Annotated in this window: 23 protein-coding genes; 10 read left to right on the top strand and 13 right to left on the bottom strand. The window is 71.3% G+C overall.

The features are described 5' to 3' along the window. Nucleotides 1-164: 164 nt before the first annotated feature. Entirely contained in the window at nt 165-1,613 is a 1,449-nt protein-coding gene (locus tag ACGFRF_RS35140; RefSeq protein WP_393747047.1) for a CHASE3 domain-containing protein, read from the bottom strand. 260 nt (nt 1,614-1,873) lie between these two features. Between ACGFRF_RS35140 and ACGFRF_RS35135 the strand changes: the two genes are divergently transcribed. Continuing rightward, nucleotides 1,874-2,656 carry a GNAT family N-acetyltransferase gene (locus ACGFRF_RS35135; RefSeq protein ID WP_393747045.1) on the top strand — a complete coding sequence of 261 codons (783 nt, stop codon included), beginning with the start codon at nt 1,874-1,876 and terminating at the stop codon, nt 2,654-2,656. Between the two features lie 91 nt (nt 2,657-2,747). Here ACGFRF_RS35135 and ACGFRF_RS35130 read toward each other — a convergent pair whose 3' ends face one another. Further along, the gene (locus ACGFRF_RS35130) at nt 2,748-3,431 is read right to left on the bottom strand and encodes an SDR family oxidoreductase (RefSeq protein WP_393747043.1); all 684 of its coding nucleotides are present in this window, start codon (nt 3,429-3,431) and stop codon (nt 2,748-2,750) included. A 580-nt stretch (nt 3,432-4,011) separates the two neighbouring features. On the opposite strand from ACGFRF_RS35130, the gene ACGFRF_RS35125 reads away from it, so the two are divergent. The 3 genes from ACGFRF_RS35125 (at nt 4,012) to ACGFRF_RS35115 (ending at nt 5,960) form a co-directional block, all read left to right on the top strand. Next, entirely contained in the window at nt 4,012-4,398 is a 387-nt protein-coding gene (locus ACGFRF_RS35125; RefSeq protein WP_393747041.1) for a hypothetical protein, read from the top strand. 355 nt (nt 4,399-4,753) lie between these two features. Beyond that, complete coding sequence (locus ACGFRF_RS35120) at nt 4,754-5,572, top strand: GNAT family N-acetyltransferase (protein ID WP_393747039.1); 819 nt, start codon at nt 4,754-4,756, stop codon at nt 5,570-5,572. Between the two features lie 58 nt (nt 5,573-5,630). Next, on the top strand, nt 5,631-5,960 hold the full coding sequence (locus ACGFRF_RS35115) for a nuclear transport factor 2 family protein (RefSeq protein WP_393747037.1): 330 nt from the start codon (nt 5,631-5,633) through the stop codon (nt 5,958-5,960). 34 nt (nt 5,961-5,994) lie between these two features. Here ACGFRF_RS35115 and ACGFRF_RS35110 read toward each other — a convergent pair whose 3' ends face one another. Both ACGFRF_RS35110 and ACGFRF_RS35105 read right to left on the bottom strand, forming a co-directional pair. Beyond that, complete coding sequence (locus tag ACGFRF_RS35110) at nt 5,995-8,754, bottom strand: helix-turn-helix transcriptional regulator (RefSeq protein ID WP_393747035.1); 2,760 nt, start codon at nt 8,752-8,754, stop codon at nt 5,995-5,997. 146 nt (nt 8,755-8,900) lie between these two features. Further along, nucleotides 8,901-9,761 (bottom strand): MIP/aquaporin family protein, encoded by an 861-nt coding sequence (locus tag ACGFRF_RS35105; protein ID WP_393747033.1) that lies wholly within the window; start codon nt 9,759-9,761, stop codon nt 8,901-8,903. Between the two features lie 319 nt (nt 9,762-10,080). Between ACGFRF_RS35105 and ACGFRF_RS35100 the strand changes: the two genes are divergently transcribed. After that, nucleotides 10,081-11,145 carry an NAD(+)/NADH kinase gene (locus ACGFRF_RS35100; protein ID WP_393747031.1) on the top strand — a complete coding sequence of 355 codons (1,065 nt, stop codon included), beginning with the start codon at nt 10,081-10,083 and terminating at the stop codon, nt 11,143-11,145. Nucleotides 11,146-11,394: 249 nt separating this feature from the next. On the opposite strand, the gene ACGFRF_RS35095 is transcribed toward ACGFRF_RS35100, so the two are convergent. After that, nucleotides 11,395-12,663: an MFS transporter gene (locus ACGFRF_RS35095; RefSeq protein ID WP_393747029.1), complete on the bottom strand. Its 1,269-nt coding sequence runs from the start codon at nt 12,661-12,663 to the stop codon at nt 11,395-11,397. A gap of 122 nt (nt 12,664-12,785) precedes the next feature. Here ACGFRF_RS35095 and ACGFRF_RS35090 point away from each other — a divergent pair, with 122 nt between their 5' ends. After that, the gene (locus tag ACGFRF_RS35090; RefSeq protein ID WP_393747027.1) at nt 12,786-13,670 is read left to right on the top strand and encodes a LysR family transcriptional regulator; all 885 of its coding nucleotides are present in this window, start codon (nt 12,786-12,788) and stop codon (nt 13,668-13,670) included. A 24-nt stretch (nt 13,671-13,694) separates the two neighbouring features. On the opposite strand, the gene ACGFRF_RS35085 is transcribed toward ACGFRF_RS35090, so the two are convergent. The 3 genes from ACGFRF_RS35085 to ACGFRF_RS35075 all read right to left on the bottom strand — a co-directional run bounded on the left by ACGFRF_RS35085 (nt 13,695) and on the right by ACGFRF_RS35075 (nt 17,003). After that, nucleotides 13,695-14,675, bottom strand: a complete 981-nt coding sequence (locus tag ACGFRF_RS35085) for an amidohydrolase family protein (protein ID WP_393747025.1) — start codon at nt 14,673-14,675, stop codon at nt 13,695-13,697. 321 nt (nt 14,676-14,996) lie between these two features. Beyond that, on the bottom strand, nt 14,997-16,004 hold the full coding sequence (locus ACGFRF_RS35080; protein WP_393747023.1) for an aldo/keto reductase: 1,008 nt from the start codon (nt 16,002-16,004) through the stop codon (nt 14,997-14,999). Nucleotides 16,005-16,091: 87 nt separating this feature from the next. After that, complete coding sequence (locus tag ACGFRF_RS35075; protein ID WP_393747021.1) at nt 16,092-17,003, bottom strand: SDR family NAD(P)-dependent oxidoreductase; 912 nt, start codon at nt 17,001-17,003, stop codon at nt 16,092-16,094. Between the two features lie 124 nt (nt 17,004-17,127). Here ACGFRF_RS35075 and ACGFRF_RS35070 point away from each other — a divergent pair, with 124 nt between their 5' ends. Both ACGFRF_RS35070 and ACGFRF_RS35065 read left to right on the top strand, forming a co-directional pair. Next, nucleotides 17,128-17,877: a TetR/AcrR family transcriptional regulator gene (locus ACGFRF_RS35070; RefSeq protein WP_393747019.1), complete on the top strand. Its 750-nt coding sequence runs from the start codon at nt 17,128-17,130 to the stop codon at nt 17,875-17,877. Nucleotides 17,878-18,229: 352 nt separating this feature from the next. Continuing rightward, the gene (locus tag ACGFRF_RS35065; protein WP_393747017.1) at nt 18,230-19,417 is read left to right on the top strand and encodes a TDT family transporter; all 1,188 of its coding nucleotides are present in this window, start codon (nt 18,230-18,232) and stop codon (nt 19,415-19,417) included. Nucleotides 19,418-19,448: 31 nt separating this feature from the next. On the opposite strand, the gene ACGFRF_RS35060 is transcribed toward ACGFRF_RS35065, so the two are convergent. Together ACGFRF_RS35060 and ACGFRF_RS35055 are read right to left on the bottom strand one after the other, a co-directional pair. Continuing rightward, nucleotides 19,449-20,075, bottom strand: a complete 627-nt coding sequence (locus ACGFRF_RS35060) for a TetR/AcrR family transcriptional regulator (protein WP_393747015.1) — start codon at nt 20,073-20,075, stop codon at nt 19,449-19,451. A 117-nt stretch (nt 20,076-20,192) separates the two neighbouring features. Next, the gene (locus tag ACGFRF_RS35055) at nt 20,193-20,861 is read right to left on the bottom strand and encodes a hemerythrin domain-containing protein (RefSeq protein WP_393747013.1); all 669 of its coding nucleotides are present in this window, start codon (nt 20,859-20,861) and stop codon (nt 20,193-20,195) included. Nucleotides 20,862-21,097: 236 nt separating this feature from the next. On the opposite strand from ACGFRF_RS35055, the gene ACGFRF_RS35050 reads away from it, so the two are divergent. Then, entirely contained in the window at nt 21,098-21,586 is a 489-nt protein-coding gene (locus ACGFRF_RS35050) for a nitroreductase family deazaflavin-dependent oxidoreductase (RefSeq protein ID WP_393747011.1), read from the top strand. 409 nt (nt 21,587-21,995) lie between these two features. Continuing rightward, nucleotides 21,996-22,820 (top strand): PrsW family intramembrane metalloprotease, encoded by an 825-nt coding sequence (locus tag ACGFRF_RS35045; protein ID WP_393747009.1) that lies wholly within the window; start codon nt 21,996-21,998, stop codon nt 22,818-22,820. A 43-nt stretch (nt 22,821-22,863) separates the two neighbouring features. Here ACGFRF_RS35045 and ACGFRF_RS35040 read toward each other — a convergent pair whose 3' ends face one another. The 3 genes from ACGFRF_RS35040 to ilvC are packed head-to-tail and all read right to left on the bottom strand — an operon-like array spanning nt 22,864 to nt 24,834. Further along, nucleotides 22,864-23,331, bottom strand: a complete 468-nt coding sequence (locus ACGFRF_RS35040) for an acyl-CoA thioesterase (protein WP_393747007.1) — start codon at nt 23,329-23,331, stop codon at nt 22,864-22,866. Beyond that, complete coding sequence (locus ACGFRF_RS35035; RefSeq protein WP_393747005.1) at nt 23,328-23,840, bottom strand: MEKHLA domain-containing protein; 513 nt, start codon at nt 23,838-23,840, stop codon at nt 23,328-23,330. Before ACGFRF_RS35035 ends, ACGFRF_RS35040 begins: the two co-directional genes overlap by 4 nt. Beyond that, nucleotides 23,833-24,834: a ketol-acid reductoisomerase gene (gene ilvC, locus ACGFRF_RS35030; RefSeq protein WP_393747003.1), complete on the bottom strand. Its 1,002-nt coding sequence runs from the start codon at nt 24,832-24,834 to the stop codon at nt 23,833-23,835. The genes ACGFRF_RS35035 and ilvC overlap by 8 nt, the downstream gene beginning before the upstream one ends. Nucleotides 24,835-24,844 lie beyond the last annotated feature (10 nt).

The following is a 24,844-nucleotide window of genomic DNA, read 5'->3' as shown; positions in this document are numbered from 1 at the left end:
AAGTTAGCACGTATCCGGGGTGGGGCCGGAGGTCGCAAAGGCCCTGTCTCCGGCGAGAACGGTCCGTGGTGCGAGTGTGGGTGACATGTCCGGACCGGCTTGTTCAGGGGCCATGGAGCGAGGTGATCAGGGCCTGCTCCTCGGGGCGTTCCTGGGCGTGCCGGTCAGCGGTCAATGGGGCCGGTGCCGGGCGCTTCCGGCCCGTCGGGCGCGTCGGGCGGGATGGGGATCCGGACCTGGACGGAGGTGCCGCCACCTCGGGGCGAGTCGATGGTGAGGGTGCCGTCGAAGGCGGCCACACGGTCCACGAGGCCGGTCAGGCCGGTGCCGGGCGTCGCTTCGTCCACGCCGCCGATGCCGTCGTCGGCGACGCGGATGCGCAGGACGTCCGTCGTCAGTTCGAGGCAGACGTCGATACGGGACGCCTGGGCGTGCTTGACGGCGTTGGTCACCGCCTCGGCGACGACGAAGTATGCGTTGGACTCCACGGCGGAGGAGATCCTCCGGTCGCACTTGTCGTCGACCACGGTGGGGATCGGGCAGCGGGACGCCAGGTCCTGCACCGCCGCGGCCAGCCCCTTCACCGTCAGCACCAGCGGGTAGATGCCCGACGCGAGGGACCGCAGCTCGTCGATCGCCGTCTGGGCCTCGGCGATCGACTGGTCCAGCAGCTCGACTGTCGTTCTCTCCGTGTCCGGGACCAGTTCCCGGGCGAGCCGGAGTCCGATCATCAGGCTGACCAGTCGCTGCTGCGCCCCGTCGTGCAGGTCGCGGGCGGTACGCCGGTGCACCGCCTGCACACTCTCCATGATGTGCCGACGGCTGTCCCGCAGGGCGGCCGCCATGGTGTTGAAGGACGTGCCCAGCGCCTCGATCTCCGCCACCTTGCTCGGGGTGGTCCGCACCCCCAGGTCCCCGGCCGCGAGCCGCTGCGCCGCGTCCGACACCCCACGCACCGGCCGTACGACGGCCCGGTGCTGGAGGACCGTGAAGGCGGCCACCAGCGCGGTCGAGGCGGTCAGCCCCACACCGGCCGCGATCACCGCACGCCGGCTGTTGGCGCCTGCGGCGTCCTCGCGCGCCGCGAGCTGGTCGCGCTCGTTCGACACGTACCGGTCGAACCGGGCCCGCAGCGCGTCGACGCGCCGCTTCCCCTCGAGCGTCGTCGCCAGGCCGGACGCGGCGGGGTCGCCTCGCCTGACCGCCTCGACCAGCGGAACCGAGTAGTCGTTCAGCAAGGAGCCGACGCCGCGGGTGATCTGCTCGGCCGCGCGCCGCTGGCCGGGGGAGGTGGCGGTCCCGGTGAACCGCCGTGACTCCGCGGCGAGCTGCGCGCGCGCCTCCTGCCAGGGCTGGAGGAACTCCTCCCGCCTGGTGATCACGTAGCCGCGCTGGCCGGTCTCGATGTCGAGGACCAGCTGCTCCATGGTGCCGGCCGCGACGAGCGCGTTCCGGGAGGCGCGTCGGGCCGAGGTGGAGCTGTTCGCGTCGGAGATCGCCCACAGAAGGACGGCGAAGGCGACACCGATCAGCAGGGCGAGCAGGCCGCTCGCAGCGATCGTGAGGCTGGTCAGCCCCCGTCGCCTGGCCCTGTACCACCGTGCTGCCGTCATGCCCCGCCTAGCGCCGGAAAGGATTGAGAGGCCACCGTCGGGCAACGGGACCGAGAGTGGATGGAAAAGTACGAAACAAGTAAGAGATTAGTCAATGGTTCGCACATTCGCGTACTGGCAGTCGGGGCAGGCGGTGCCGCTCCGACACCTCCTGGTGTGTGCACATGTAGTGGTGTCGCGCAGGCGGCAGTGCCAGTGCCAGGGACCGGCCCTCAGCCACTGGTGCGGCTGCCAGTTGATGAGTTACGTATGCTGCCCACATGACTGATGTGGACGGCATGCAGGATGCGGTCGATGACGCCGCCCAGGCCTGGATGGCAGCCCTGGCCCTTTTCTCCCAGGTCCAGCCGGGTGGCCTGTACCGGGCGGGCGCCCATGGCACGTCCGAGCTGATCACCGGCGCGGCCATGCCGTTCCTGAACGGGGTCGTCAGCACCGCGCGCACGGCGGACGCCGAGGAGATCGCGGCCTTCGCCGCCTCACCCGCCCTGGAGTCCGTGGCCTGGAGCGTGCAGGTGCGCGGCGAGCAGGTGGATGACCGGATCGTGGCGACGGCGGCCGGCCACGGACTCGGGCAGCGGATGCACCTGCCCTTCATGCTGAAGGAGCTGGACGAGTCCGACCTGGCGGCGCCGGGGGCCGGTGACGTGAAGGTCCGCAGACTCCTGGGCGACGAGGGTGACCTGTACCGGGCGGCGCTGGCGGTCGGTTACGAAGGTCCTGAGGAGATCTTCGCCGTCTTCTCCTCGCGCGACCTGATGGAGCACCCCTCGATGCGTGCGTACGTCGCCGAGGAGGACGGCGTCCCGGTGGCCACGTCCTTCGGCGTTCTGGTGGGCGACCACGTGGGCGTGTTCAACATCGCGGTACCGCCGGAGTACCGGCGGCGCGGCTACGGCAGGGCGGCGACGGCGGCCGTGCTGCGGGACGGGTACGAGGCCGGTGCCCGGACCGCCTTCCTGCACGCAAGTGACCTGGGCGTCCCGCTGTACCAGACGATGGGGTTCCACATCGCGGAGAACTGGACGCTCTTCATCGCGTGACCTTCTCGGCACACACACCCATGTACCGCGTGCAGTGCACGCGGTACATGGCTTATGACTGACAATGTCGTCACGGCACGCCCTGCTCACGTCACCGCAGCAACCAGCCGCTGTCCACGGCCAGGTCGACGCCGTTGACGGAGCGGTTGCGCAGGAGGAAGTCGACGGCGTCGACGATGTCGGCCATGGTGGGCGTCCGCCCGGTCGGTGTGCGGTCGACGACGGCGTCGAGCGGCTTGTCCTCCCAGTAGGGGCTGTCTCCGACGACACCGGGGTGCAGGGCGTTGAAGCGGATCGGCGCCAGTTCGGTGGCCAGGGCGCGGATCATGCCGGTGACGCCCGCGTTCATCGTCGCCACGGTCAGCGCGCCCTCGTAGGGCCGCTCCTTGGCCTGTCCGCCGAAGACGACCACGGCGCTGTCGTCGTGCAGCCGGTCCTGCAGCGCGTGCACGGTGGCGGTGTAGCCCACGAGCTTCATGACGAGCGCGTACTGCGCGCCCTCGATGTCGTAGTCGGCGATGCTGTTGCGGTCCCGCGCGACACCGGACAGAACCAGTCCGTCCACCGTGCCCACCGCGGCCAGCGCACCTTTGATCTCCGACGGCCGCGACAGGTCCAGGGCGAGACCCCGGGCGGCTCCGACCTCCCCGGCGACCGCGGCGGCCCGTTCGGCGTCGCGCCCGGTCAGGGTCACCTCGTCGCCGCGGCCGGCGTAGAAGCGCGCGACCTCCTTGCCCAGCCCGGACGTGCCGCCGATCACCACGATGCTGCTCACTGATGGCCCTTTCTGAGATGTATGACAGCAACATTATGTTGTTCATGTGAACGAGTAGGGCCATGTTCAGTCATCAGAGTCATGTTTCTCACAAACCCCTTCTCCTCGCGGCGGCCGGGGCACCGCTCGATCCGTCCCCGGAGCGGCAGGCGCCGTGGGGTTGGCCACAGAGGGGTGACGGGGCCCACCCCTATCCGGGGTGCTGGGTGCGCTCTACAGCCGCGTCACCCGGCGGATTGCCAAACTCGAGACGTCCCGCGTCCGGCTGTCACCCGCCGGACGACTGGGTGAGGCAACCCCGTCGGCCCGGCCGTCCTCGCGATCAGCGACCCAAGGAGTTCAGCATGACTGCCCTGAGCACCCGTACGACCTCGCGCGGCCTTCTGCTGGGGGGTGAGGAAGCGCCCGCCCTGTCCGGCCGGACCACCGACGACCTCGACCCCGTGACGCACGGTTCTGGGCTGGGCAGCGGCGGCCGTCGCGGGACAACTGGTCACCCGGCGCTGGACCGTTCGGCACCGTCGGCAGTCCGTCGCGGCCGTCCTCACCACAGCGGCCGACCTCGTCGAGGCCCCCCTGCGTGCCACGGCACCGGGCGGCACTGCTCGATGCCCGCGCCCGGCTCCAGCTGGTCGGCGAGCGCACCGCGGGAGAGCGCCGCGGCGTGCGGGCCGCCGCATCCGCGCTGGACCGGGTCGCCGCGGCGGCTCACGATCTCGCCGGGCAGGTCCTGGACCAGCCCGAGAGCCTGCGACCGGACGCCGGCGGTGCTGCCCGTGCGCTACGGCGGCTGGCCGACAGAGCCGCCCCCCGCGCCCCGAGAGCCGCGGACGGGCCGACCGGAAGCCTGCCGCCCGGTCTGAGCGACCTACGAGCGGCCCTGGACGAGTACTCCACCCGCGACCCCGTGGCCCGATCCGCCTTGCGGGTGCCGCGGCTTCGCCCCGACGGCGGGTCCTCCCGATGACCCGGCACGTCCAGGTCAGGGCGCCGCGGTGCGTGGGTCGGGCGGCGACGACGTGGCGGCTGCGTACCCGGGTCAGCGAGACGACGCCGACGTTCTGGGCGAAGGCGGAGGTGCCCGTGCTGTACGTGTATCAGCCACCGGGTAGGGTGATCTTCGTAACGCCGTGCCGACGCGGGTCCTTTGGGTGGGCCGCGGGCCGGCTCGTGGATCACGCCGCCCCTCCGCCGTGTGGCGAGTGGGCCGGCGGATCCGGTCGATCGACGTCGCACCCCTGCACCAACACCGGCCGCTGCCTTCCGTCGGTTCCGGCCCACCGGGGGGATCGAGGCGTCCGCATGTCAGGGAGGCAACGGGTATGGAACCGCCAGCGACCGCAACGGACTCTTTGGAACGGGTGACCGCCAACTTCCGGCAGTACCTCATGGGATGGGGCCTGGAGGAGCGGACCGAGGGCGATGTGGAGGTGTTCCGCAGCGGTCTGGCCCAGCCGCAGTTCAACGGCGTCGTCCGGCTTCGGTCGCTGGACGCCGCCGAAGAAGCCATGGCGTCCGCGCGGGCCCGGCTCACGGGCGTTCCCTGGTGGTGGTGGGCCGGTCCGGACAGCCCTGCGGACACCCCCCGGGTGCTCAAGGAGCTGGGAGCCGTGCCGCTCGGGGCCGTACCGCTGATGACACGGTCCCTGGACCGCGTGGAGAAGACCGAGGAACCGCCCGCGAGCCTGCGGGTCGAGGAGGTCGGGGACCACGACCGGCTGACGGAGCTGGTGCGCACCTACAGCGCCTCGATGGGGGTCTCGCCGAGCCTGGAGGCCGGCGTGGTGAACGCCGAGGAGAGTCGCCCCGACAACGCGGACATCGTGCGTCTCGCCGCGGTGCTGGACGGCCGGGTGGTCGGTACGACCGTGGTGATCATGGCGCACGAGGTGGCCGGTGTCTTCCTCGTCCATGTCTCCGCGGACCACCGGCGGCGCGGCATCGGCGGCGCGTTGACCATGGCGGCGTTGCGGGCCGGGCGGCAACGGGGGATGCGGGTCGCCGCGCTCGGGGCCAGCGCGATGGGCGAGCCGGTGTACCGGCGCTTCGGTTTCGAGACCGTGGCCGAGTACCACCTCTTCTCCGGACCGGCCCGAGCCCTCCCGCACGAACATGTGATGTCAGTGACGGCCAGCACGTGATGTCATCACCGTACAGAGTTGGTGACCATCGACCTTCCCAGCCCAGTGAGGGGCCCCCATGCCAGACTTCGACCTTCCCGGAGCCATCCGGGTCTTCATCGACGCGACCAACGAGGGTGACTCCGAGGCGTTCGTCGCCGCCTTCAGCCCGGACGCCTACCTCAACGACTGGGGGCGTGAGTTCCACGGCCACGACGGCGTGAGTTCGTGGAACCGCACCGACAACATAGGGGTGCGGGCACACTTCGACCTGGTCTCCGCCGAGCGCGGGCCCGGGGAGGACTCGTACCGGCTGACGCTGAAGGTGTCGGGGAACGGATACAACGGCACCGGCCCCATGGCCTTCGAACTGCGCGACGGGCTCATCGCCGGCCTCCGGATCAGCTGACGACCCGGAGTCGGCCTCTGTCCGGACAGCACACCTAGGCCTCGTCGCTGCCGATGGCGTCGCGCAGTGCCGCCCGTCTGGTGATGCCCAGCTTCGGGAAGATCTGGTACAGGTGAGTGCTCACGGTGCGCGGCGAGACATACAGTCGTTCGGCGATCTGCTTGTTGCTCAGGCCCGAGGCCGCCAGCCGGGCGATCTCCAGTTCCTGAGGGGTCAGGGTGGCCACGCCGCGGGCGTCCGCGGCGGTCCGGGTGGCCTGGCCCGCGGCCCTCAGTTCCCGTTCCGCGCGGGCCGCCCACGGGACGGCCCCCAGCTTGTCGAAGGCCGTGTGCGCCAGTCTGAGCTGGACGCGTGCCTCGGTCGCCGCCCGGGAGCGGCGCAGCCGTTCTCCGTACAGCAGCCGGATCCGGGCGGTGTCGAAAGGCCATGCGTCGGCCGTGGGCAGGGTCAGGGCCTGCTCGAACAGCTTCGGCGCCGCCTCGTCGGGGGCGACGAGGGCCGCGCAGGCCGCCGCGAGGATCGCCAGCCGGGGCGAGAGGTCCGCGACGCCTGTCTCGTCCAGCACCCGGACGTGCTGCTCCGCCTCGGTCGTCCGGTCGGTGCGCACGGCGGCCTCCACGAGGTCCATGACGACCCAGAGAGCGTGCGGCACATGGGAGGCGAGGGTCCCGGCCGGGCTGATCGCCGTCGCGTTTTGGTAGGCGGACTCGAAGTCCCCTTCGCCCAGGTCGGCCAGGACCAGGGCGTGGCGTGCGTAGGTCACGGCCGTGCCCACGCCCCGGGCGCCGGCCCAGCCGATCATCTGGTCGGCCAGGGAACGGCTGGTTGCGAACTCGCCCCGGACGGCCGCGAGAAGGGCCTGGTGGTAGCGGAAGTACCAGCCGAAGAACCTGGCTCCGGCCTCCTCGCAGAGGCCGAGGCCCTCGGCGGCCAGTTCCGCGGCCTCCGCCCACGCACCGCGGTGGAAGTCGTCCACGCACACGTCCATGAGGGCGACCAGTCGTCTCCTGCCGGGGCCGCCGGCCCGGCCGCTCCGGATGAGCCGCCACAGTGGCTCCCGTACGTCGGCCAGGCGGTCGGCGTACCACGCGGCGGCTGCCAGGTTCTGCACGGTCGACGGGTCGTTCTCGCGGTGGACCATGGCCAGCGCGGCGTCCAGCCGTGGCAGCAGGGCGACGCCGTCCCGGGCGGGATCGGCGAACATGCCGGTGACCAGGGAGAGCAGCGCGGGCGGCTGTGGGGCGAGCCTCGCCGTCGCCGAGTGGAAGGCCGTCCACAGCTCGGCCCGTCCGCTCACGAAGCAGACCAGCGCAAGGGTCCACAGTGCGTTGACGAGGGACGTGTCCTGCGCGTCCGCGGGGTGCGGGTGGACCTCGATCGCCCCGACCAGCAGCCGGTGGGCCGTGTCGACGTGCCCGTCGGAGTCGAGGAGCAACAGGGCGGCGGCGGAGACGTAGTTGAGGGAGGAGTGGGCCTGCCGGGCCCCCTCCAGCAGCTCCGCCGTGCCGCTCGTCTCCGCCATGCCCTCCGCCGCGACGTAGGCGGCCTCGGCCAGGCGCCGGGCCCGTCCGTCCGCCGAGGGACTGAGGTCGGCGGCACGGCACAGCAGGGACACGACCGCCTGGTAGTCACCGCGGGCCAGGACGTGGCGTGCCGCGGCCTCGAGCTGCTCCGCAACCTCCTCGTCCCGTTCCACCGTGGCCTCGCCCAGGTGCCACGCCCGGCGCTCGGGGTCCTGGGCAAGTACGGCGGCCAGCGCCCGGTGCGCCCGTCGGCGCTCGTCGGACGTCGACTCGGCGACCACGGCGGATCTGATCAGCGGATGCCGGAACACGACCCGGTGCCCGTCGGTCTCGATCCGCACCAGCTGGTCCCGCTCGGCGGGCGCCAGATCGTCCAGCCGGTGATCGTCGCCGGCCGCCGCCTCGAGCACGCTGAGGTCGCCGCCGCTGTCCAGGGCGGCGGTCAGCAGAAGGTGCCTGGTGGCGGCGGGGAGGGCCGCCACGCGGGAGGCGAACAGCCGCTGCAGCCGCTGGCCGAGCGGCAGTACCCGCGGCAGGGGCCGGGTCGGGCCGCGGCGCGTCTCCTCCAGGGCCTGGGGCAGTTCGAGCAGGGCGAGCGGATTACCCTGAGCGGTGTCCAGCACCCGGACCCGCGTCTGCGGGTCGAGACCGGGGAACCGTTCGGTCAGCAGGTGGACGGCCGCCTCGTCGTCCAGCGGCCGCACCGTCAGCTCCGGGAGTCCGGAGGCGTCGAAGTAGCCTGCCGAACCGGTCCGGAAGGCGGCCAGGAGCCCGGCCCTGCTGCCGACGAGCCGACGCGCGACGAAACTCAGGACCACCGCGCTGGCCCGGTCCAGCCAGGGCACGTCGTCGAGGACCAACAGCAGCGGCGTGCGGGCCGCCGCTCCGCGCAGCAGCATCGTCACGGCACCGCAGAGCAGGAGCCGGTCCGGCGCGGGACCGGTCTCGATGCCCAGCGCCACCCGTACCGCCGCGGCCTGCTCATCGCCGAGTTCGTCGAGCTGGTCGACCAGCGGGAGCAGGGCCTGGTGGAGTCCGGCGTGACTGACCTCCGCCTCGAACTCGGTACCGGTCACGCGCAGCACCGTCGTCCCCGACGACCGGGCGGCCTCAGCGGTCGCGTCCAGCAGCGCGGTCTTCCCGACGCCGGGATCGCCGGACACCAGCAGCGCGCCGCCGTTCATCTGGACCCGGTGCACGAACTGCCGCAGGAAATCGACCTCCTGGAGGCGGCCCACCAACTTCTCGGGCTCCGCGACGGGCTGTTCCACGCCTGAAGTCTGCCGCAGGGTCCGGGGAGCATCAAGGCGGGTTTGCCCGTTACCGACCCGACTGCGCTGTTATGTCAGGACGTCGTCCCGGCCGCTCGGGCGTCACGGCGTCGTTCCCGCACGGAACGGACAGGTGCCACAGCCGCTCACCCGGCGGGCGTGCCGGACGGTTCCGTACCCGCCCCTTCCGCACCCGATCGTTCGGGACCCGGACGATCTGTACTGAATCGGCCCGGACCCGGCCGGTCCGTGCCGGCGAGCTTGTACGTGAGCGGCTCGCGCAGTTGGAACCTGCGGTACAGCAGGTGGTGCACCGAAGCGCCGAGGCACGAGCCGAGGATCGGGGCGACCAGGTAGATCGCCAGGTCCGTGGTCCGTCCGGCGAGCACGGCGGGTCCGAACTGGCGGGCGGGATTGGCCGAGCCTCCGCTGAGCGGGCCGAAGACGACGATGGTCAGCGCGATGCACGCCCCTACAGTCTGCGGCAGCCAGCGGCCGAACGCGGGGTAGGCCAGCAGGAACCCGACGGCCAGGGTCAGGACGAGGATGCAGCCGGTCTCGGCCAGGAACACCGCCGAGGGGGACCATCCGGGAGCCGGGCGCAGGGCCGCGAAGTCGACCGCCGGGCCGGACACCACCGGTCCCCAGACGAGCCGTCCGAGGAACACCCCGAGTACGGATCCGGCCAGTTGGGCCACGGCGTACGGCAGCACGCTCGCTCCCGGGAAGACGTCCATCAGCCAGACGGCCACCGTCACAGCGGGGTTCATGTGGCCGCCGCTGCGGCGTCCCCACGGTGTCAGGATCAGCCCGACGACGAGGAGACCCGCGGCCGGCCCTGCCACCGCGAGAGCGGTGCGCAGGTCGCCGACGTACAGCGGCGAGGTGGGTGCGCGCAGCCAGCGGACGATGGTGACCACCACGAGGAGCAGGACGGTGGTGAGGGCGAACTCGCACCATGCCTGGGACAGGGGCACGGGGGCGGGACGGCGGGTGGAGGCACTCATGCGGACACCTCTTGACGGCGACGGGCCGAACGGGCCCAGGGAACGGCGATGCGGCCGAGGGCGGACGGGTCGCGGCTCGCCGGCCGGTTCGCCCAGCTTCTCAGTCCGTGCCGTGCGGGAACATCGAGCCCGCACAAGCCGGTGCGTGGGGCAATCCCCACGCACCGGCGGGACATCGCGCAGGAAGTGATGTCAAGGTTGTTCTGCGACCTCACACCATCCGTAAGGCCGCAGACTCACCATCCATGAGGTCGCGGACCCGCTGTCGCGGCCTGCGATCGGATACTCACTGTTTCGGAAGCGCTTCCGGAGGGACACCATGCCCGTACACCGCATCGGTCTCGTCGTCCACCAGGGGCGGGCCGCCGCCCGCGAGGCGGCGCGGACCGTGCACGGCTGGAGCGAGGCCCACGGCATCCCGTGCACCGACATCGATGTGTGGGCCGAGGACCACCACCGCCGGAGCGGCCGCGAGGAGGCCGCGGCCGCGGGCCACCCGGACCTCGTCGTCGCCCTCGGGGGCGACGGCACCTTTCTGCGCGGCGCGCGGATCGCCGTCAAGAGCGGCGCCCGGGTGCTCGGCGTCGACCTGGGCAAGGTCGGCTTCCTCACCGAGGTCCCCGTGCACGAGGTCAGGGCCGCCCTCGACGCGGTGCTTCAGGGGCACGCCGCCGTCGAGGAGCGCATGACCCTCACCATGCGCGCGTCCCGGCCGCTGGAGATCCCGCCGCAGCTGGAGGCCCTGCTGCTCTACGGACGCGGCCCGGCACTGCCCGCCCCGCAGGTCCGGCCCGAGACAACCGAGGGAGACGGGTGGGGAATCCCCCTGGACGTCAACGCCCTCAACGACGTCGTCCTGGAGAAGCTGTCCCGTGACCGCCAGGTGAGCGTCGGCGTCTACCTTGCCGGCCGGCTGCTGGCGTCCTACTCGGCCGACGCGCTGGCCGTCGCCACACCCACCGGATCCACCGCCTACAGCTTCGCCGCCGGCGGCCCCGTCCTCTCCCCCCACATGGACGCGGTCGTCTTCACGCCCATCGCGCCGCACATGACCTTCGACCGCAGCATCGTGGTCGCGCCCGACGAACCCGTCGCCCTGCGGGTCCTGCCGCACTCCGGACAGGCCGCGGTCAGCGTCGACGGCCAGCTGCGCGGGGTGCTCGACCCCGGGGACTGGATCGGCGTCTTCCGCGCCCCGGACCGCGTACGGCTCATCCGCCTGCATCCCACCGACTTCTATGGCCGGCTCAGGGACCGGTTCCGCCTCACCGACGCGCCCGCCACGGCGCAGGACGGACCGTCCGCACCGTTCTTCCGCCCCGACACGCCCATCCCACCGGACCTCGCGGGCCTGCGACTGCCTCCGCCGACGGCCGCACGGTGAGGCGATGCGCGTGCGCGGCGGAGAGGCGGTACGGGTAGTCGGACGCTCGGCTCGTCGGGGCCGGGTGCGGCACGGTGTCCGGAGCTCGGGTGCGTCATGGCCATGTTCCGATCAGCCGGGTCGGATGCGGCTCAGCCCCTGAGGTGACGAGCACCGGGGCGAGGTCGAAGGTGTCGCGGAACAGGTTCCGCGGGTCAAACTCCGGGGCCGTACTCGGGGGCCGTACTCACGAGCCGTACTGGTGGGCGGTCAATCGGTGGTCGAGCCGCGTCGGGCCAGGGCGGCCACGCCGGCCAGCAGGATCAGCAGCAGACCGGCGAACCAGGTCATGACGGTGGTGGCGGAGACGGAGAGAGTGGCTATGCCGATGCCGACGGCGGGCAGGGTCAGGCCGAGGTAGGCGATCAGGAACAGTCCGGCCAGGGCTTCGCTGCGCTTGTCCGGGACGGCCAGCGCTATGACGGTGCCCAGGGCCGCCTTGAACAGCATGCCCGCACCGATCCCGGCGACGATCCCGCCGACGAGGAAGGCGGCCAGGTTGGCGGTGTGCATGCCGATGACGAGCGTCACGACGCCGACCGCCTGGCCGAGCAGGCCGAGTCGGCGCTTGGCGGCGGTGGCCAGCCGGGTGGTGAGGCTCTGCGCAGCGGCCGCGGAACCGAACACGGCGAAGACGATCAGCCCGGCCAGGGCCCTGGAGGGGTGGTGCAGGGCGCCTGCGACGAAGCCCGGTGCGACGGAGGTGAACAGGCCGAAGACGGCGAAGGACGCGAAGCCGGCGGCCGCCGCGGCGAGGTACCCGGCGCTGTCCCCGTGGTCGACCGTGATCCGCTGGGGCCGATAGGCGGGCCTGGGGAACCGCTCCTCGACCGTCTCCGGGGTGGCGGCGATCGCGACGATGGCGGCGAGCAGCAGTCCGGCGAAGACGATGTAGGGCGTGCGCAGCGGTGAGGTGACCCACTGGGCCAGGAAGCCGGTGACGAGCGGGCCGACGCCGATCCCTCCGATGTTGGCCGCGGTCGACACCAGCTCGAAGCGCTGAGCGGAGGCTCCGGGCCGGTGCGCGGTGTGCAGTTCGTGCAGGTGCGCGGTGGCGGTGGCGGTGACCATGCCGACACCGAGGCCGGTCACGAGCCGGGCGAGGAGCAGCACCGGCAGGGACGTGCTGGTGAGGAAGAGCAGCGCGGCGACCAGTTCCAGTCCGACGGCCGGGATGAGGATCTTCTTGCGGCCGATCCAGTCCGAAACGTGTCCGGCCAGCACCAGGCTGATCATCACGCCGACCGCGTAGACGGCGAAGACGACCGTGACCATGAAGGTGGAGAAGCCGTCCTTCGCCATGTACAGCGGGTACAGCGGCGTGGGGACCGTGGAGAAGGCCATCGCGGTCAGGAAGGCGAAGGCGGTGAGCGAGAAGCCGACTCCGTGCCGCCGGGCGTCGGCGCGTCGCCTCCCGGATCCGGCTCCGCCGCCGGATGCCGCGGTGGGTTGCTGCGGTGCTGCCGTGGAGTGAGCCATGGTGGGCCTTCCGAGTCCTGGTAGTCGCAATTGCTTGAACGCTTAACAGAATGGCGCTCAGCATCCATCTCGTCCAACGAAAGCTGGAGACCGTGATCATCTGTTTGAGAGATACTTGACGCATGGAACTGCGCCAGCTCGAGTGCTTCGTCGCCGTGGCCGAGGAAGCGAACTTCACCCGGGCCGCGGCCCGGCTGCACATCGTCCAGTCCGCGGTCTCAGCCACGATCAAGGGCCTCGAACGCGAACTGGGCACCCCGCTGCTCGACCGCAACTCCAAGCGGGTGCTGCTCACGGACGCCGGGGCCGCCCTGCTGCCGCGGGCGCGCGTCACGCTCGACGCCGCCCGTGCGGCCGCCGACGCCGTCGCCGAGGTCCGCGGCGGACTGCGGGGCACCTTGCGTCTGGGGACCTTGACCTCGATCCGGCTGCTCGATCTGCCGGCGCTGCTCGGCGAGTTCCACCGCCGTCACCCCGGTGTCGTGCTCCAGACCAGCGCCGCGCCCTCCGGCTCGCAGGGCCTGATCGACGCCCTCCTGGAGCGGCGCCTCGACCTCGCCTTCGTCTCTCTGCCCGGACCGCGCCCGGCCGGGATCACCCTGACCGACCTGACCACGTCGGTGCTCGACCTCGTCGTGCCGGCCGGTCATCCGCTGGCCGGCCGGCGCACCGTGTCGATCACCGAACTGGCCGGACTGGACTTCGTCGACTCCCCGGTGGGATACGGCAACCGGACGGTGGCCGACCGCGCCTTCGCCGCCGCCTCCGTCGCCCGCCGGGTCGCCATCGAGATCACCGACATCGGCACCGGCGTCGACTTCGTCCGCAACGGTCTCGGCGTGGCGCTGCTGCCCCGGTTCGTCCTGGGCGGGGCCGAGGACGTCGCCACCCTGACCGTGCTCGACGCCGACCTGGAGTGGCCGCTGTCGCTGGCCTCGCCGAGCGAGCGGACGCCGGGGGCCGCGGCCCGCGCGATGATGGCGACGGCACGCGAGTTCGTGAGGTGACCGGCCGCGCCGCACGCGGGGCCGTCACGCGTCCGCCACCCACGGCAGCAGCCGGGCCGCGTTTCGGGTGGTCAGCTCGCGCCAGGTGCCGACCTCGGGCTGGGGTGCGGCGTCGACGGAGGCGACCTGGGCGAGGGTTCCGGCGGCCGGGGTCCAGCAGTAGTCGCTGCCGTAGAGCAGCCGGTCGTAGCCGAAGGTCCGCGTCAGGGCCGGAACCTGGTGCGGGAAGGGGGTGCCGGCCATGTCGAACCAGAGGGTGCGCAGCTGTTCCTGCACGGTGGGACCGTCGGCGGACCCGACGCCGAACACCGTGCGGAACAGCTCCATGCGGTCGGCGAGCAGCGGCAGCGCGCCGCCCCCGTGGGTGAAGATCCACTGGATGCGTGGGTGACGCCGGAGGACTCCGGAGAAGACGAGGTCGGAGACGGCGCGCGTGGAGTCGAAGAGGAACTCGAGCATCGGGCGGGGCCGGTCCGGCGAGACGTGCTCGTGGCAGGGCGGCGAGGTGGGGTGGACGAACACGACGGCCGCCCGGCTGTCGAGTTCCTGCCAGAGGGGTTCCAGGCGCGCGTCGCCCGGATAGACGCCCGCGGCGTTCGTCTCCAGGGCCACCCCGTGGCTGCCGAGGACGTCCAGGGCATGAGCGGCCTCGGCCAGCGCGCCGTCCACGTCGGGCAGGGGGAGGGACGCGAAGTGCCCGAAGCGCCCGGGGTGCGCGCGCAGTACGTCGGCCGCGAACTCGTTGACCTCGCGCGTCAGTGCCCGCGCGGCGCGGTCGTCACCGAAGTGGGTGCCCGGGGACGAGATCGACAGCACGCTGGTGCGTATCCCGGCGGAGTCCATCAGCTCCAGGTGCTCGGCCGCGGACCAGGCCGGGTAGCCCCGCATGCCGTCGGGTTTCAGATGTCCGGCCGCCTGGGCCGCCTCGACGTAGGCGGGTGTCACGAAGTGGGCGTGGACGTCGACCAGGTGTTCCGCTGTGACCTGCACGGGTCCTCCGTTCATCGGGATGTGGGCCGCCGCGACGGCCGAAACACATGTGGTCGGCGGCCTTCTCGCACTCGCCGCGCGCACTGACGTCCGGGTCCGCCACCGAGCGGAATCCCACCAGCATCCAGGTCCACGGCAGGGCTCCTCACATGGGGCACGTCAGCTGACTCAGGTGGGGTCGATGAGTGACTGAAGCCGGCCCACACGACTCGTGTCTGCTCCACATGACATCACTTGCGCCCGGGAACAGGTACGGGGCGGTGGTCGCCCCCCGCTCCGCACGGGCCGGGGGACGACCACCGCTCCGCAGGGGTTCCGATGGTGCGAGTACGGCGGTCAGCGCTCGCTGTCGAGCGTCGCCATCAGCGGGGCCGCGTACCGCTCACCGGCCGCCGCGCCCGCGGGCACCGCCTGCTCGATCTCCGCCAGCGTCTCCGCGTCGAGGGTGAGACCGGCGGCGCCCAGCGACTCCGCCAGCCGCTCCCGGCGCCGGGCGCCCACCAGCGGCACGATGTCCTCGCCCTGGGCGGCCACCCAGGCGATCGCCACCTGGCTGGTGGTGGCCCCGAGGCGCTCGGCCACCCGGCCCAGCGCCTGGACCAGGCGCAGGTTGGCCTCCAGGTTCTCGCCCTGGAAGCGCGGCGAGTGGGCGCGGAAGTCGTTCCCGCTCAGCTCGCGCGAGGGCGACCAGTGGCCGCTCAGCAGACCACGGGAGAGCACTCCGTACGCGGTCAGGCCGATGCCCAGCTCCCGCAGCGTCGGGATGATCGACTCCTCCGGGCCGCGCGAGAGCAGCGAGTACTCGATCTGCAGGTCGCTGATCGGGGCCACGGCGGCGGCGCGCCGGATGGTGTCGGCGCCCAGCTCCGACAGCCCGATGTGCCGGATGTAACCGGCCTGGCGCATCTCCTCCAGCGCGCCGACGGTCTCCTCCACCGGGATCTGCGGGTTGAGGCGGGCCGGGCGGTAGATGTCGATGTAGTCGGTCTCCAGGCGCCGCAGCGAGTAGGCGAGTCGGTCCTTCACGGCCTCCGGCGACACGTCGTAGGGGACCGGTTGGAAACTGCCGTCGGGAGCGCGACGCGAGCCGAACTTGACGCTCAGGACGACGTCCTCACGCCGCCGTTCGCGCAGGGCACGCGCGATGAGCATCTCGTTCGCGCCCGAGCCGTAGAAGTCACCGGTGTCGATGAGGTTCATGCCCGTGTCGATCGCCGTGTGCAGGGTCGCGATGCTCTCCGCGTCGTCCGCCGGACCGTACAGGTCGGACATGCCCATGGCGCCCAGGCCGATGGTGGAAACCTCAGGGCCCGACAGGCCCAGCTTGCGCCGCGTCACAGTCATGACGGTTCTCCTTGTGCGGGGGATGGTGCGTGTTTGTGTGGACGGACAGAGTGGATCCGTACCGCGGGGGTGGCGGGACGGTCCGGTTCACAGGCGGTCGAGCAGGCCGGTGACGCCCATGCGGCGGGCCAGGCGCAGCCGCAGCTCCTCGGCGGCGCCGTTGATGATCTCCGCGCCGTAGTCGGAGCCGTCGGCGACGGTCCGGCGCGGCCGCCGGCCCACGGGCAGTCCGACGACCCGGACGACCTCGTCGGCGACGATCTGCGGGTCGGCACTCACACCGTCGACCATCATCCTCTCGGTGTCCTCGCCCATCGAGTCGAGGAACGGGGCGATCTTGTCGTACGCGGCCGTGCGCTCGGTGTCGGCGGGGAAGGCGGCGTTGGCGAAGTGCGCGGTGCCGTGGGTGAAGACGCCGGGCATGAGGATCGTGGTCTCGATGCCGTAGGCGGCGACGTCCCAGGCGGTCGACTCGGCGAAGGCGTCGAAGGCGGCCTTGGCGGCGGAGTACGGGGCGAGGAAGGGCGGGATGGCGCGGGTCGTGCCCGAGCCGATCCACAGCAACAGGCCCGACTCCTGGCGGCGCATCACCGGAAGAACGGCCCGGTTGACCCGGAGGGCACCGACGGCGTTGACGTCGAAGGCGCGCAGCACCTCCTCCGGGCTGAACGCCTCGGTCACACCGACCAGCAGGTGGGCGGCGTTGTGGACGACGACATCGAGGCCGTCGGCCTGCCGCACGACCTGTTCGACGGCGGCCGAGGCGGACTCCTCGGACAGCACGTCCAGTTCGACCACGGACAGCTCGCCGGGCGCGTCCTTGGTCTGCGCGAGCAGCGCCTGGGCCTTCTCCGCGTTCCGGCCCTCCGGGTCACGCATCGAGGCGAAGACGCGGTGCCCGGCCTGAGCGAGCGAGACGGACGAGAGGGCACCCATCCCGGTGCCGGCGCCGGTGACGAGAACCGTCTGCGCCTGGGTGTTCTGGGATGCAGGGGACACGACTTTCCTCCTTGGCTGTGACCTCCGAGCCGTAGCCCACCAAGGGGCGCGATCGGCGATCACATATTTGATACATCGACGATAACAACAGCATCGATCACGGTCAACGGTTATCATTGATTGCATGACAGCAACCGAGACGATCGCGCAGCCGCGCGAGCGGATATTGCGGGCAGCGGCGAACCTGCTGGCCGAAGGCGGACGGGAGGCGGTCTCCACCCGCTCCGTCAGCGCGGCCGCGGGCGTACAGGCCCAGACCATCTACCGGCAGTTCGGTGACATGCAGGGGCTCCTCGACGAGGTCGCGCAGCGGGGCTTCGCCTCCTACCTCGCCGAGAAGCAGGCCAATCTGGCCTCCGGTGACGCGGTCGAACAACTGCGGCACGGCTGGGACCTGCACGTGGCCTTCGGGCTGGCCAACCCGGCCCTCTACCGGCTCCTGTACACCGACCCCCGGCCGGGCGAGGGCGCCACGGTCATGGGCGAGGCGTACGACATCCTGGTGCAGCTCGTCACCCGGGTCGCCGAGGCGGGCCGGCTGCGGATGAGCGTCGAGGCCGCGGCCGCGATGATCCACGCGGCGGGCATCGGCGTGACCGTGACGCTGATCAGCGCGAGCGCCGCCGGGCTGCTCCCCGAGCACGAGGGCCTGTCGGAGAACACGCGGGACGCCGTCCTCGCGGCCCTGATCGCGGACGAGCAGGACACCGCTACGGCCGAGTCGCGCGCCGATCGTGGTGCCCGGCACGCCGTGGCGCTCAAGGCCCTGCTCGACGAGGAGGACGGCCCGCAGCCCTTCTCCCCGGGCGAGCACCTGCTGCTCACCGAATGGCTCACCCGCCTGACCGGCAGGCCGGGCAGCGGCGGCGACTAGGCGGACGGCCGTCATCACCCGCTCCAGGGCAGCCGCGCGGCGCCTCCGGCGACCCGGTGTGCCTTCGGGACGGCGGGACCGGTGAGGGTCATGGCGCCGCAGAACAGGGCACTTCATGGGACTTCGTCATATGAGGTCTCCTCACCCAGCTGTCCGCCGCACGTACCGCCGTCGAGGCGGTCGCTACGAGACCTCATGCTGCCGTGGGCCTGTGGGCGGGACATCACACATCCGAGCGATAGTGACATCAACTCCTCACTCGAGCGTCCCACTCCTTCTCATAAGCCGACCTTATGAGGTGATACGAACAGGGTGACTACCGGAGTCATGTGTCGAGGTCGAGGCTGGATGCATGACTACTTCGGTTGCACCCACGCCTCACACACAGAGCGGGCGGCGCCCGGCCGGGCGGTTCCTGCGTGACCTGGACCGGCCGGCCGACGTGTTCCGCAACCTCGGTCCGAACTGGTACGCCTCGATCATGGGGACCGGCATCGTCGCCAACGCCGCCGCCGTCCTCCCCGTCCAGGTGACCGGCCTCCGCCTGTTCGCCACGGCCGTCTGGGCCCTCGCCTCGGCGCTGCTGGTCGCCCTCACGGCGGCCTGGGCCCTGCACTGGACCCGGCATCCGGAGATCGCCCGCGGTCATGCGCACCACCCGGTCATGGGCCACTTCTGGGGCGCTCCCGCCATGGCGCTCATGACGGTCGGCGCGGGCACCCTCACCCTGGGCCGGAACTGGATCGGTCCGACGGCCGCCGTACGCGTCGACGCCGTCCTGTGGACCGGCGGCACCCTGCTCGGCCTGGTCACCTGTGTGTGGATCCCCTACCTGGCCATGACCGAGCACGAGGTCGGTGAGGACTCCGCGTTCGGCGGCTGGCTGATGCCGGTGGTCCCGCCCATGGTGTCCGCGGCCACCGGGGCGGCGCTGGTGCCGCATCTCGCCCCGGGCCAGGAGCGGTTGACCCTGCTGCTGGCCTGCTACGCCATGTTCGGCATCAGCCTGTTCTCGAGCATCGTCATCATCACCCAGGTGTGGAGCCGGCTGGTCCGGCACAAGCTCGGGCCCGCGGCGATGGTGCCGACGCTGTGGATCGTGCTCGGTCCGCTGGGGCAGTCGGTGACAGCGGCGAACGCGCTCGGGTCGGTGGCCCACCTCGCCCTGCCGGAGCCGTACGCCGCCGGCGCCGCGGTCTTCGGCGTCGTCTACGGCTTGCCCACCTGGGGCTTCGCGATGATGTGGCTGGCCCTGGCCACCGGGCTCACGCTCCGCACCCTGCGCAACCGCCTGCCGTTCGCACTGACCTGGTGGAGCTTCACCTTCCCCGTGGGCACCTGCGTCACCGGCACGTGCGCCCTGGCGCTGCGCCTCCACTCGGACGCCTTCGACGGGGCGGCCGTGGCCCTGTACGTCCTGCTGCTGACCGCCTGGGCGACCGTCGCCGTGCGTACGCTGCGCGGGAGCTTCCTCGGCACCCTGTTCCTCGCCCAGGCACCCGCGACCGCCCAGGCGCCCGCGACCGCCCCGGCACGCTGAGGGGCCGGGACGGGTACCCCCTCGCGCCCGCTCAGGTGCGGTCCGCTCCCACACCGTCCAGGAGGACGGCGAGGACCCGCCGGCGCTGGACGTCGGTCAGGAACGGAGACACCGCGACGGACACGACGGCGCGCAGGATCTCGTCGACGTTGCTCCCGCACCTGAGGGGCAGGGTCGTCCCGGACCTCGCCAGCAGTCCGGCGACGGCCTCCCCCAGCGCCTCCCAGCACGGCGACAGGGCGGGCGATCCGGCGGTGAACATCTCGCACAGCACCGGGTCGTCCGCGACGGTCCGGGCGAACCGGTCCAGCCAGTCCCCCAGTCTCCGCCACGCCTCCCGGGACGGTTCGTCCGGCTCGTCGCGGGTGGCCGCGCCGGACTCGGCCGTCCGGCACAGGGCGCTGACCGTGTCCACGACGTCGTCGATGTAGACGGCCTCCAGCAACGCGGCCCGGGTCGGGAAGTTGCGGTAGAGGGTGGCGATGCCCACCCCCGCCCGCCGTGCGACCGCCTTCAACGACGCGTCGATCCCCTGCTCGACGAACTCCTCGCGCGCCGCGGCCACGATCGCGTCGTAGTTGCGGGCGGCATCGGTCCGCGTGGGGCGCGGCGAGGCGACCTGACGGAGGTCCGCCCGTATGCGGGCATCAGCGGTCACCAAACCCTCCTGCGGTGATACGCCGCGGCGGCCACCGCCGGACAGCCGCCGCGGCGCGGTTCGGGAGGAACGGCGCAGCGGCGCGGGCCGGGCGCTTGATGTCCCGGCCCGGCCGGCTCAGGCAGCCGCCCCATACACCTTGCGGGCATGCCGGGCGTAGGCCTTCGGACCCACCACGGGCATGATCAGCCGGGGCACCAGTGGGGCCGTCGACAGCATGAGCTTGACGACGTCCGGATCGGCGTACGAGGCGAGCATGCCGAAGACGATGGGCAGCTTGCTCTTGGGCAGCGCGTTGATCGCGTGGTCGCCGAGCTGGTGCCACTCCTTGGCCGTCACGTACTCCGGGACGATCGGCAGAACTTCCTTCTCCTCGATGCCGAGGTGCTCGGTCAGCAGACTCCCCAGGCGCTCCAGGGAGTCGGCGAGCCTCTCACCCGACTCCTTCGCGGGTTGCGCGCGCCAGATCGCCAGCCGCTGCGCCGACTCGGCGAGCAGCGCGGCGATCTCCTCGTGCTGGCTCTCCAGGAGGGCCACCGCGTCACCGAGCCGATCACCAGCACGCTCCAGGAGCTTGGGCCACAGCAGCTCGTCCTCCCCCTTGTGATGGAGGTGGAGGAACTCCTCGATGAGCCGGGCGTGTTCGGCGACGACCTCGGCCCGCTCGACGTCACCGGGACTGACGTCCTTGACCAGTCCCGGGAGACGGGCATAGCTCTGCCGGAAGGCCTCGTGCACCACCAGCATGTCTCGGACGTCGGCGCGGTCGGTGGATGTGTGGGGCATAGCACTACCTACTTATGGAATGTCAGCAAAAGGGGTTCTGCGTCGCGGCGTTGTGATGCATGGGAGGCCGGTTGACAGCGACATGAGTCTACTGGAGCACCAACCCTTGTCATATTGACTGTTGATGCGTGTCATATCGTCGCCGTGTGATGTCACTGCTCCGGTACCGTGAACCGCTCACTGATCGGTACGGGCATCGGCCGGTCATGCCCATCAGCTTTCGTAAGGCGGTAACCATGACGGAGCGCACGGAACCCGAGCAGCCCACCGCGGACATGGACCTGAGTGTCATGCCGGACGAGGTATGGGTTCACGACCAGGCGCGGCTGGTCGGGACCGCGATCGAGTCGGGTACGACGGACAGCATCGCCGTGGACTACAACGGCACACACGCTCAGTTGGTCATCCTCACCACGCGGGGAGCGAAGTCGGGGCGCTCCCGGCAGACACCCGTGATCCGCGTGGAACACGAGGGCCGGTATGCCGCTGTCGCGTCCAAGGGCGGCGCGCCGACCCACCCCGCCTGGTACCACAACCTCGTGGCCAACCCCGACGTCGTGGTCTGGGACGGTACGGAGAGCAGGCCCTACCGGGCGCGCGAGGCGACGGGGTCGGAACGGCAGGAGTGGTGGGACCGGGCGGTCCGGGCCTGGCCCTCCTACGACGACTACCGCTCCAGGACCAGGCGGGTGATCCCCGTGCTGGTGCTGGAGCCGGTGGACTGAGCGACTGTCGCCCCCTCGATCCTCCTCACCAGCCCCTGGGTGTACCTACCGCGTCCCTCTACAGAACGATCACCCGGCCGTATGCTCGACGATCGGTGGAAGGCTCCAGAAAGGCTGGTCGGAGCCGATCCACCTGATCCACTTGGGTAGGCACTGCGTGTGGGGGCGTCTATGCACAGGCCGGTACGCTCAAGCGGTTCCGGGACCGGCGGAGCGGACAACGGTGCGGCTCTCCGTTCACCTCTTCCGCCGGTCCCCCTTTCCGAGCCACAGGGCACGTCGTCATAGGACCCAGCGCGAGGCACCGCGCTGCCGCTGCGGGCGCCATGTTGGCATGAACGTGTGATGCGGGTCGTCGCGCGACCGGGCAGTGTCGGCTCATCCATGTTTCGGGGAGGAAGTCGTGCCCGTGTCGCTCACACACCGATCGGTCCGGTCCGACCAGAGCGGGCTGTCCCGCGTCGGCCGCCGCTGGGGCTGGGTCGCCGTCCTGCTGGTCGGCCTGTTGCTGTTCTGGCTGATCCATTCGGCCCTGATCTCCACGCAGAACCCCAACCTGATCCCCGCTCTGATCTTCTTCGGAGCGGCGCTGGTGCCGTCGGCCTTCGTCGCCTTCGTGGCCGGCCGCCGGCTCGACTTCGGCGCCGGCATGGGGGTCGTCGCGGTGACCGCCCTGGCGGGCGGCGCGATCGGGGTGACCACGGCCGGATTCCTGGAGTACCGGACGCTGCGGCTGTTGGACGTCCTGCCGATGGTCGCCGTCGGAGTGATCGAGGAGGCGGCGAAACTCATCGTCCCGGCCCTGCTGCTCCTGATCCTGCGCGACCGGCACCCCGGTGACGGGCTGCTGATCGGTGTCGCCTCCGGCGCCGGGTTCGCCGTCTTCGAGACGATGGGCTACGCCTTCGTCGAACTCGTCAACTCCAACGGCGATCTGTCCGCGGTGGACGACCTCCTGGTGTGGCGCGGGCTGCTGAGCCCCGCCGCGCACATGGCGTGGACGGGCCTGACGGCCGCGGCCCTGTGGTCCGCCACAGCCCACGGGTGGCGCCGCCGCTCGGCGGGGCTGTTCGTGTTCGTCTACGCGGTCGCGGTCACCCTGCACACCCTGTGGGACAGCCTGGACAGTGACATCGCCTACGGCGTGCTCGCCGCGACCAGCCTGTCCCTGCTGGTGTACGCCACACACCGGCTGGCGGCCCCAGGCCGGGTGCCCGCGCCGGTGGCGGTGTGACGCCACGGTCGGGACCGTCCGTGGCGGACGGTCCCGACCGGTCTCACCGCGTGGTCAGCAGCAGGCGCTCCAGGAGTTCACGCGTGCTCGGCGTCCAGGCTTCCGGCGCGCCGGTGCGCGGATCGACCTTGACGATCACCCGCCGGCCGTGCGCGTGCGTGACGTCGCCGGAGCGGAACCGGAAGGCGAACGCGGCGCTCGTGCGGCCGAGCTTCTCCAGCTCGAACGTCACGTCCACCGAACCGATCCCCTTCAGCGGCCGCTCGAAGACGAGGAGCAGCTCCCGCACCACGACATTGAGGTCAGGGTGTCCCAGCGTCAGCCCCAGCCGGGTGAAGCCCACGGTGATCGCCCGCTCCAGGAGCGCGGCGAACCTGCCGTGGTACACCATGCCGAAGGCATCGAGGTCGTCGAAGAAGACGTCCACCGACTCCGTGTGTCCCCCGGCGGCGCCACGCTGGGCCGCCGGTCCCTCGGTCGACTCACTCATCGCGTTCTCGCCGTCCGTCATACCTGTGCGCACTCCTCGGTCCAGGCCCGGAAGACGGCGGCCTGCCCGTGCAGGTTGCCGTCGGCGTCCACCAGGTCCCACATGGTCACGTCCTCGATCCAGAAGTGGCTGCCGTCCTTGCGGACGCGCCGACCGCGGTAACCGTCCGCGAATCCCCGCCGGCTGACCGCCTCGACGAAGCTGTTCCGGTCGTGCTGGGCGTCGGGAGCCGCCGACAGCCGGGACGGCAGACCGATGAACTCCTCCCAGGTGTAACCGAAGCAGTGCTGCGCGATGTGGTTGGCGTAGACGAAGAGCGGGTCCGGGGACGTGTCGTGCGCGAGCAGTCCGAAGGGTGCGTGGTCCTGCAACCAGGCTGCCGCCCCCGCGTCGTCGGACCATGCGCGCGGGCACAACCCGGTGCCGACCACCCGCAGATGGCTGTCGAGGAGGAGTGCGGCGAAGCCCGGGTCACGGGGGGAGGGCGCGTGGGGGGCTGTCGGCCGGCCCGCGGCGAGGTGCTCAGACATCGGCGTCCGCCACCCAGCTCATGAGCTTGCGCAGCTGCTTGCCGGTGGTCTCCAGCAGGTGCTCGGAGTCCTGTTGCTTGTACTCGTCGTACCTCTTCAGGCCGCCGTGGTACTCGTCCATCCAGTTCCTGGCGAAGGAGCCGTCCTGGATCTCGGCGAGGATCTGCTTCATCTCGGCCTTGGTGGCGTCGGTGACGATGCGCGGGCCGGTGACGTAGTCGCCCCACTCGGCGGTCTCGGAGATCGACCAGCGCATCTTCTCCAGGCCGCCCTCGTACATGAGGTCCACGATCAGCTTGAGCTCGTGCAGGCACTCGAAGTAGGCGATCTCCGGCTGGTAACCGGCCTCGGTCAGCGTCTCGAAACCGGCCTTGACCAGCGCGGTCGTGCCACCGCACAGCACCGCCTGCTCGCCGAACAGGTCCGTCTCGGTCTCCTCGGTGAACGTCGTCCTGATGACGCCGGCGCGGGTGCCGCCGATGGCCTTGGCGTACGACAGCGCCAGTGCCAGGGCACCTCCGGAGGGGTCCTGCTCGACGGCGACGAGACAGGGCACACCACGTCCCTCCTCGTACTGACGGCGCACCAGGTGGCCCGGACCCTTCGGCGCGACCATGCACACGTCCACACCGGCCGGGGCCTGGACGAAACCGAAACGTATGTTGAAGCCGTGGCCGAAGAACAGCGCGTCGCCGTCGTTCAGGTTCGGCGCGATGGACTCCTCGTACACCTGGGCCTGGATCGGGTCCGGGATGAGGATCATGATGACGTCGGCCTCGGCGGCGGCCTCGGCCGGGCTCACCACGCGCAGACCCTGCTCCTCGGCCTTGGCCTTGGACTTCGAGCCCTCGTGCAGACCGACACGGACATCGACACCGGAGTCACGCAGCGACAGCGCGTGGGCGTGGCCCTGGCTGCCGTAGCCGATGACCGCGACCTTGCGGCCCTGGATGATGGACAGGTCGGCGTCAGCGTCGTAGAACAGCTCGGCCACTTCGGTTCCT

Origin of the sequence: Streptomyces sp. NPDC048521 (genome assembly GCF_043199855.1) — a bacterium.
Taxonomy (GTDB): Bacteria; Actinomycetota; Actinomycetes; order Streptomycetales; family Streptomycetaceae; genus Streptomyces.
This window is presented reverse-complemented; position numbering and strand designations above follow the sequence as displayed.

Excerpts from the sequence above, each read along its gene's own strand:
- ACGFRF_RS35140 (WP_393747047.1), bottom strand. The coding sequence starts at position 1,613 with ATGACGGCAGCACGGTGGTACAGGGCCAGGCGACGGGGGCTGACCAGC.
- ACGFRF_RS35135 (WP_393747045.1), top strand. The coding sequence starts at position 1,874 with ATGACTGATGTGGACGGCATGCAGGATGCGGTCGATGACGCCGCCCAG.
- ACGFRF_RS35120 (WP_393747039.1), top strand. The coding sequence starts at position 4,754 with ATGGAACCGCCAGCGACCGCAACGGACTCTTTGGAACGGGTGACCGCC.
- ACGFRF_RS35115 (WP_393747037.1), top strand. The coding sequence starts at position 5,631 with ATGCCAGACTTCGACCTTCCCGGAGCCATCCGGGTCTTCATCGACGCG.
- ACGFRF_RS35105 (WP_393747033.1), bottom strand. The coding sequence starts at position 9,761 with ATGAGTGCCTCCACCCGCCGTCCCGCCCCCGTGCCCCTGTCCCAGGCA.
- ACGFRF_RS35100 (WP_393747031.1), top strand. The coding sequence starts at position 10,081 with ATGCCCGTACACCGCATCGGTCTCGTCGTCCACCAGGGGCGGGCCGCC.
- ACGFRF_RS35095 (WP_393747029.1), bottom strand. The coding sequence starts at position 12,663 with ATGGCTCACTCCACGGCAGCACCGCAGCAACCCACCGCGGCATCCGGC.
- ACGFRF_RS35090 (WP_393747027.1), top strand. The coding sequence starts at position 12,786 with ATGGAACTGCGCCAGCTCGAGTGCTTCGTCGCCGTGGCCGAGGAAGCG.
- ACGFRF_RS35085 (WP_393747025.1), bottom strand. The coding sequence starts at position 14,675 with ATGAACGGAGGACCCGTGCAGGTCACAGCGGAACACCTGGTCGACGTC.
- ACGFRF_RS35080 (WP_393747023.1), bottom strand. The coding sequence starts at position 16,004 with ATGACTGTGACGCGGCGCAAGCTGGGCCTGTCGGGCCCTGAGGTTTCC.
- ACGFRF_RS35070 (WP_393747019.1), top strand. The coding sequence starts at position 17,128 with ATGACAGCAACCGAGACGATCGCGCAGCCGCGCGAGCGGATATTGCGG.
- ACGFRF_RS35065 (WP_393747017.1), top strand. The coding sequence starts at position 18,230 with ATGACTACTTCGGTTGCACCCACGCCTCACACACAGAGCGGGCGGCGC.
- ACGFRF_RS35055 (WP_393747013.1), bottom strand. The coding sequence starts at position 20,861 with ATGCCCCACACATCCACCGACCGCGCCGACGTCCGAGACATGCTGGTG.
- ACGFRF_RS35050 (WP_393747011.1), top strand. The coding sequence starts at position 21,098 with ATGACGGAGCGCACGGAACCCGAGCAGCCCACCGCGGACATGGACCTG.
- ACGFRF_RS35040 (WP_393747007.1), bottom strand. The coding sequence starts at position 23,331 with ATGACGGACGGCGAGAACGCGATGAGTGAGTCGACCGAGGGACCGGCG.
- ACGFRF_RS35035 (WP_393747005.1), bottom strand. The coding sequence starts at position 23,840 with ATGTCTGAGCACCTCGCCGCGGGCCGGCCGACAGCCCCCCACGCGCCC.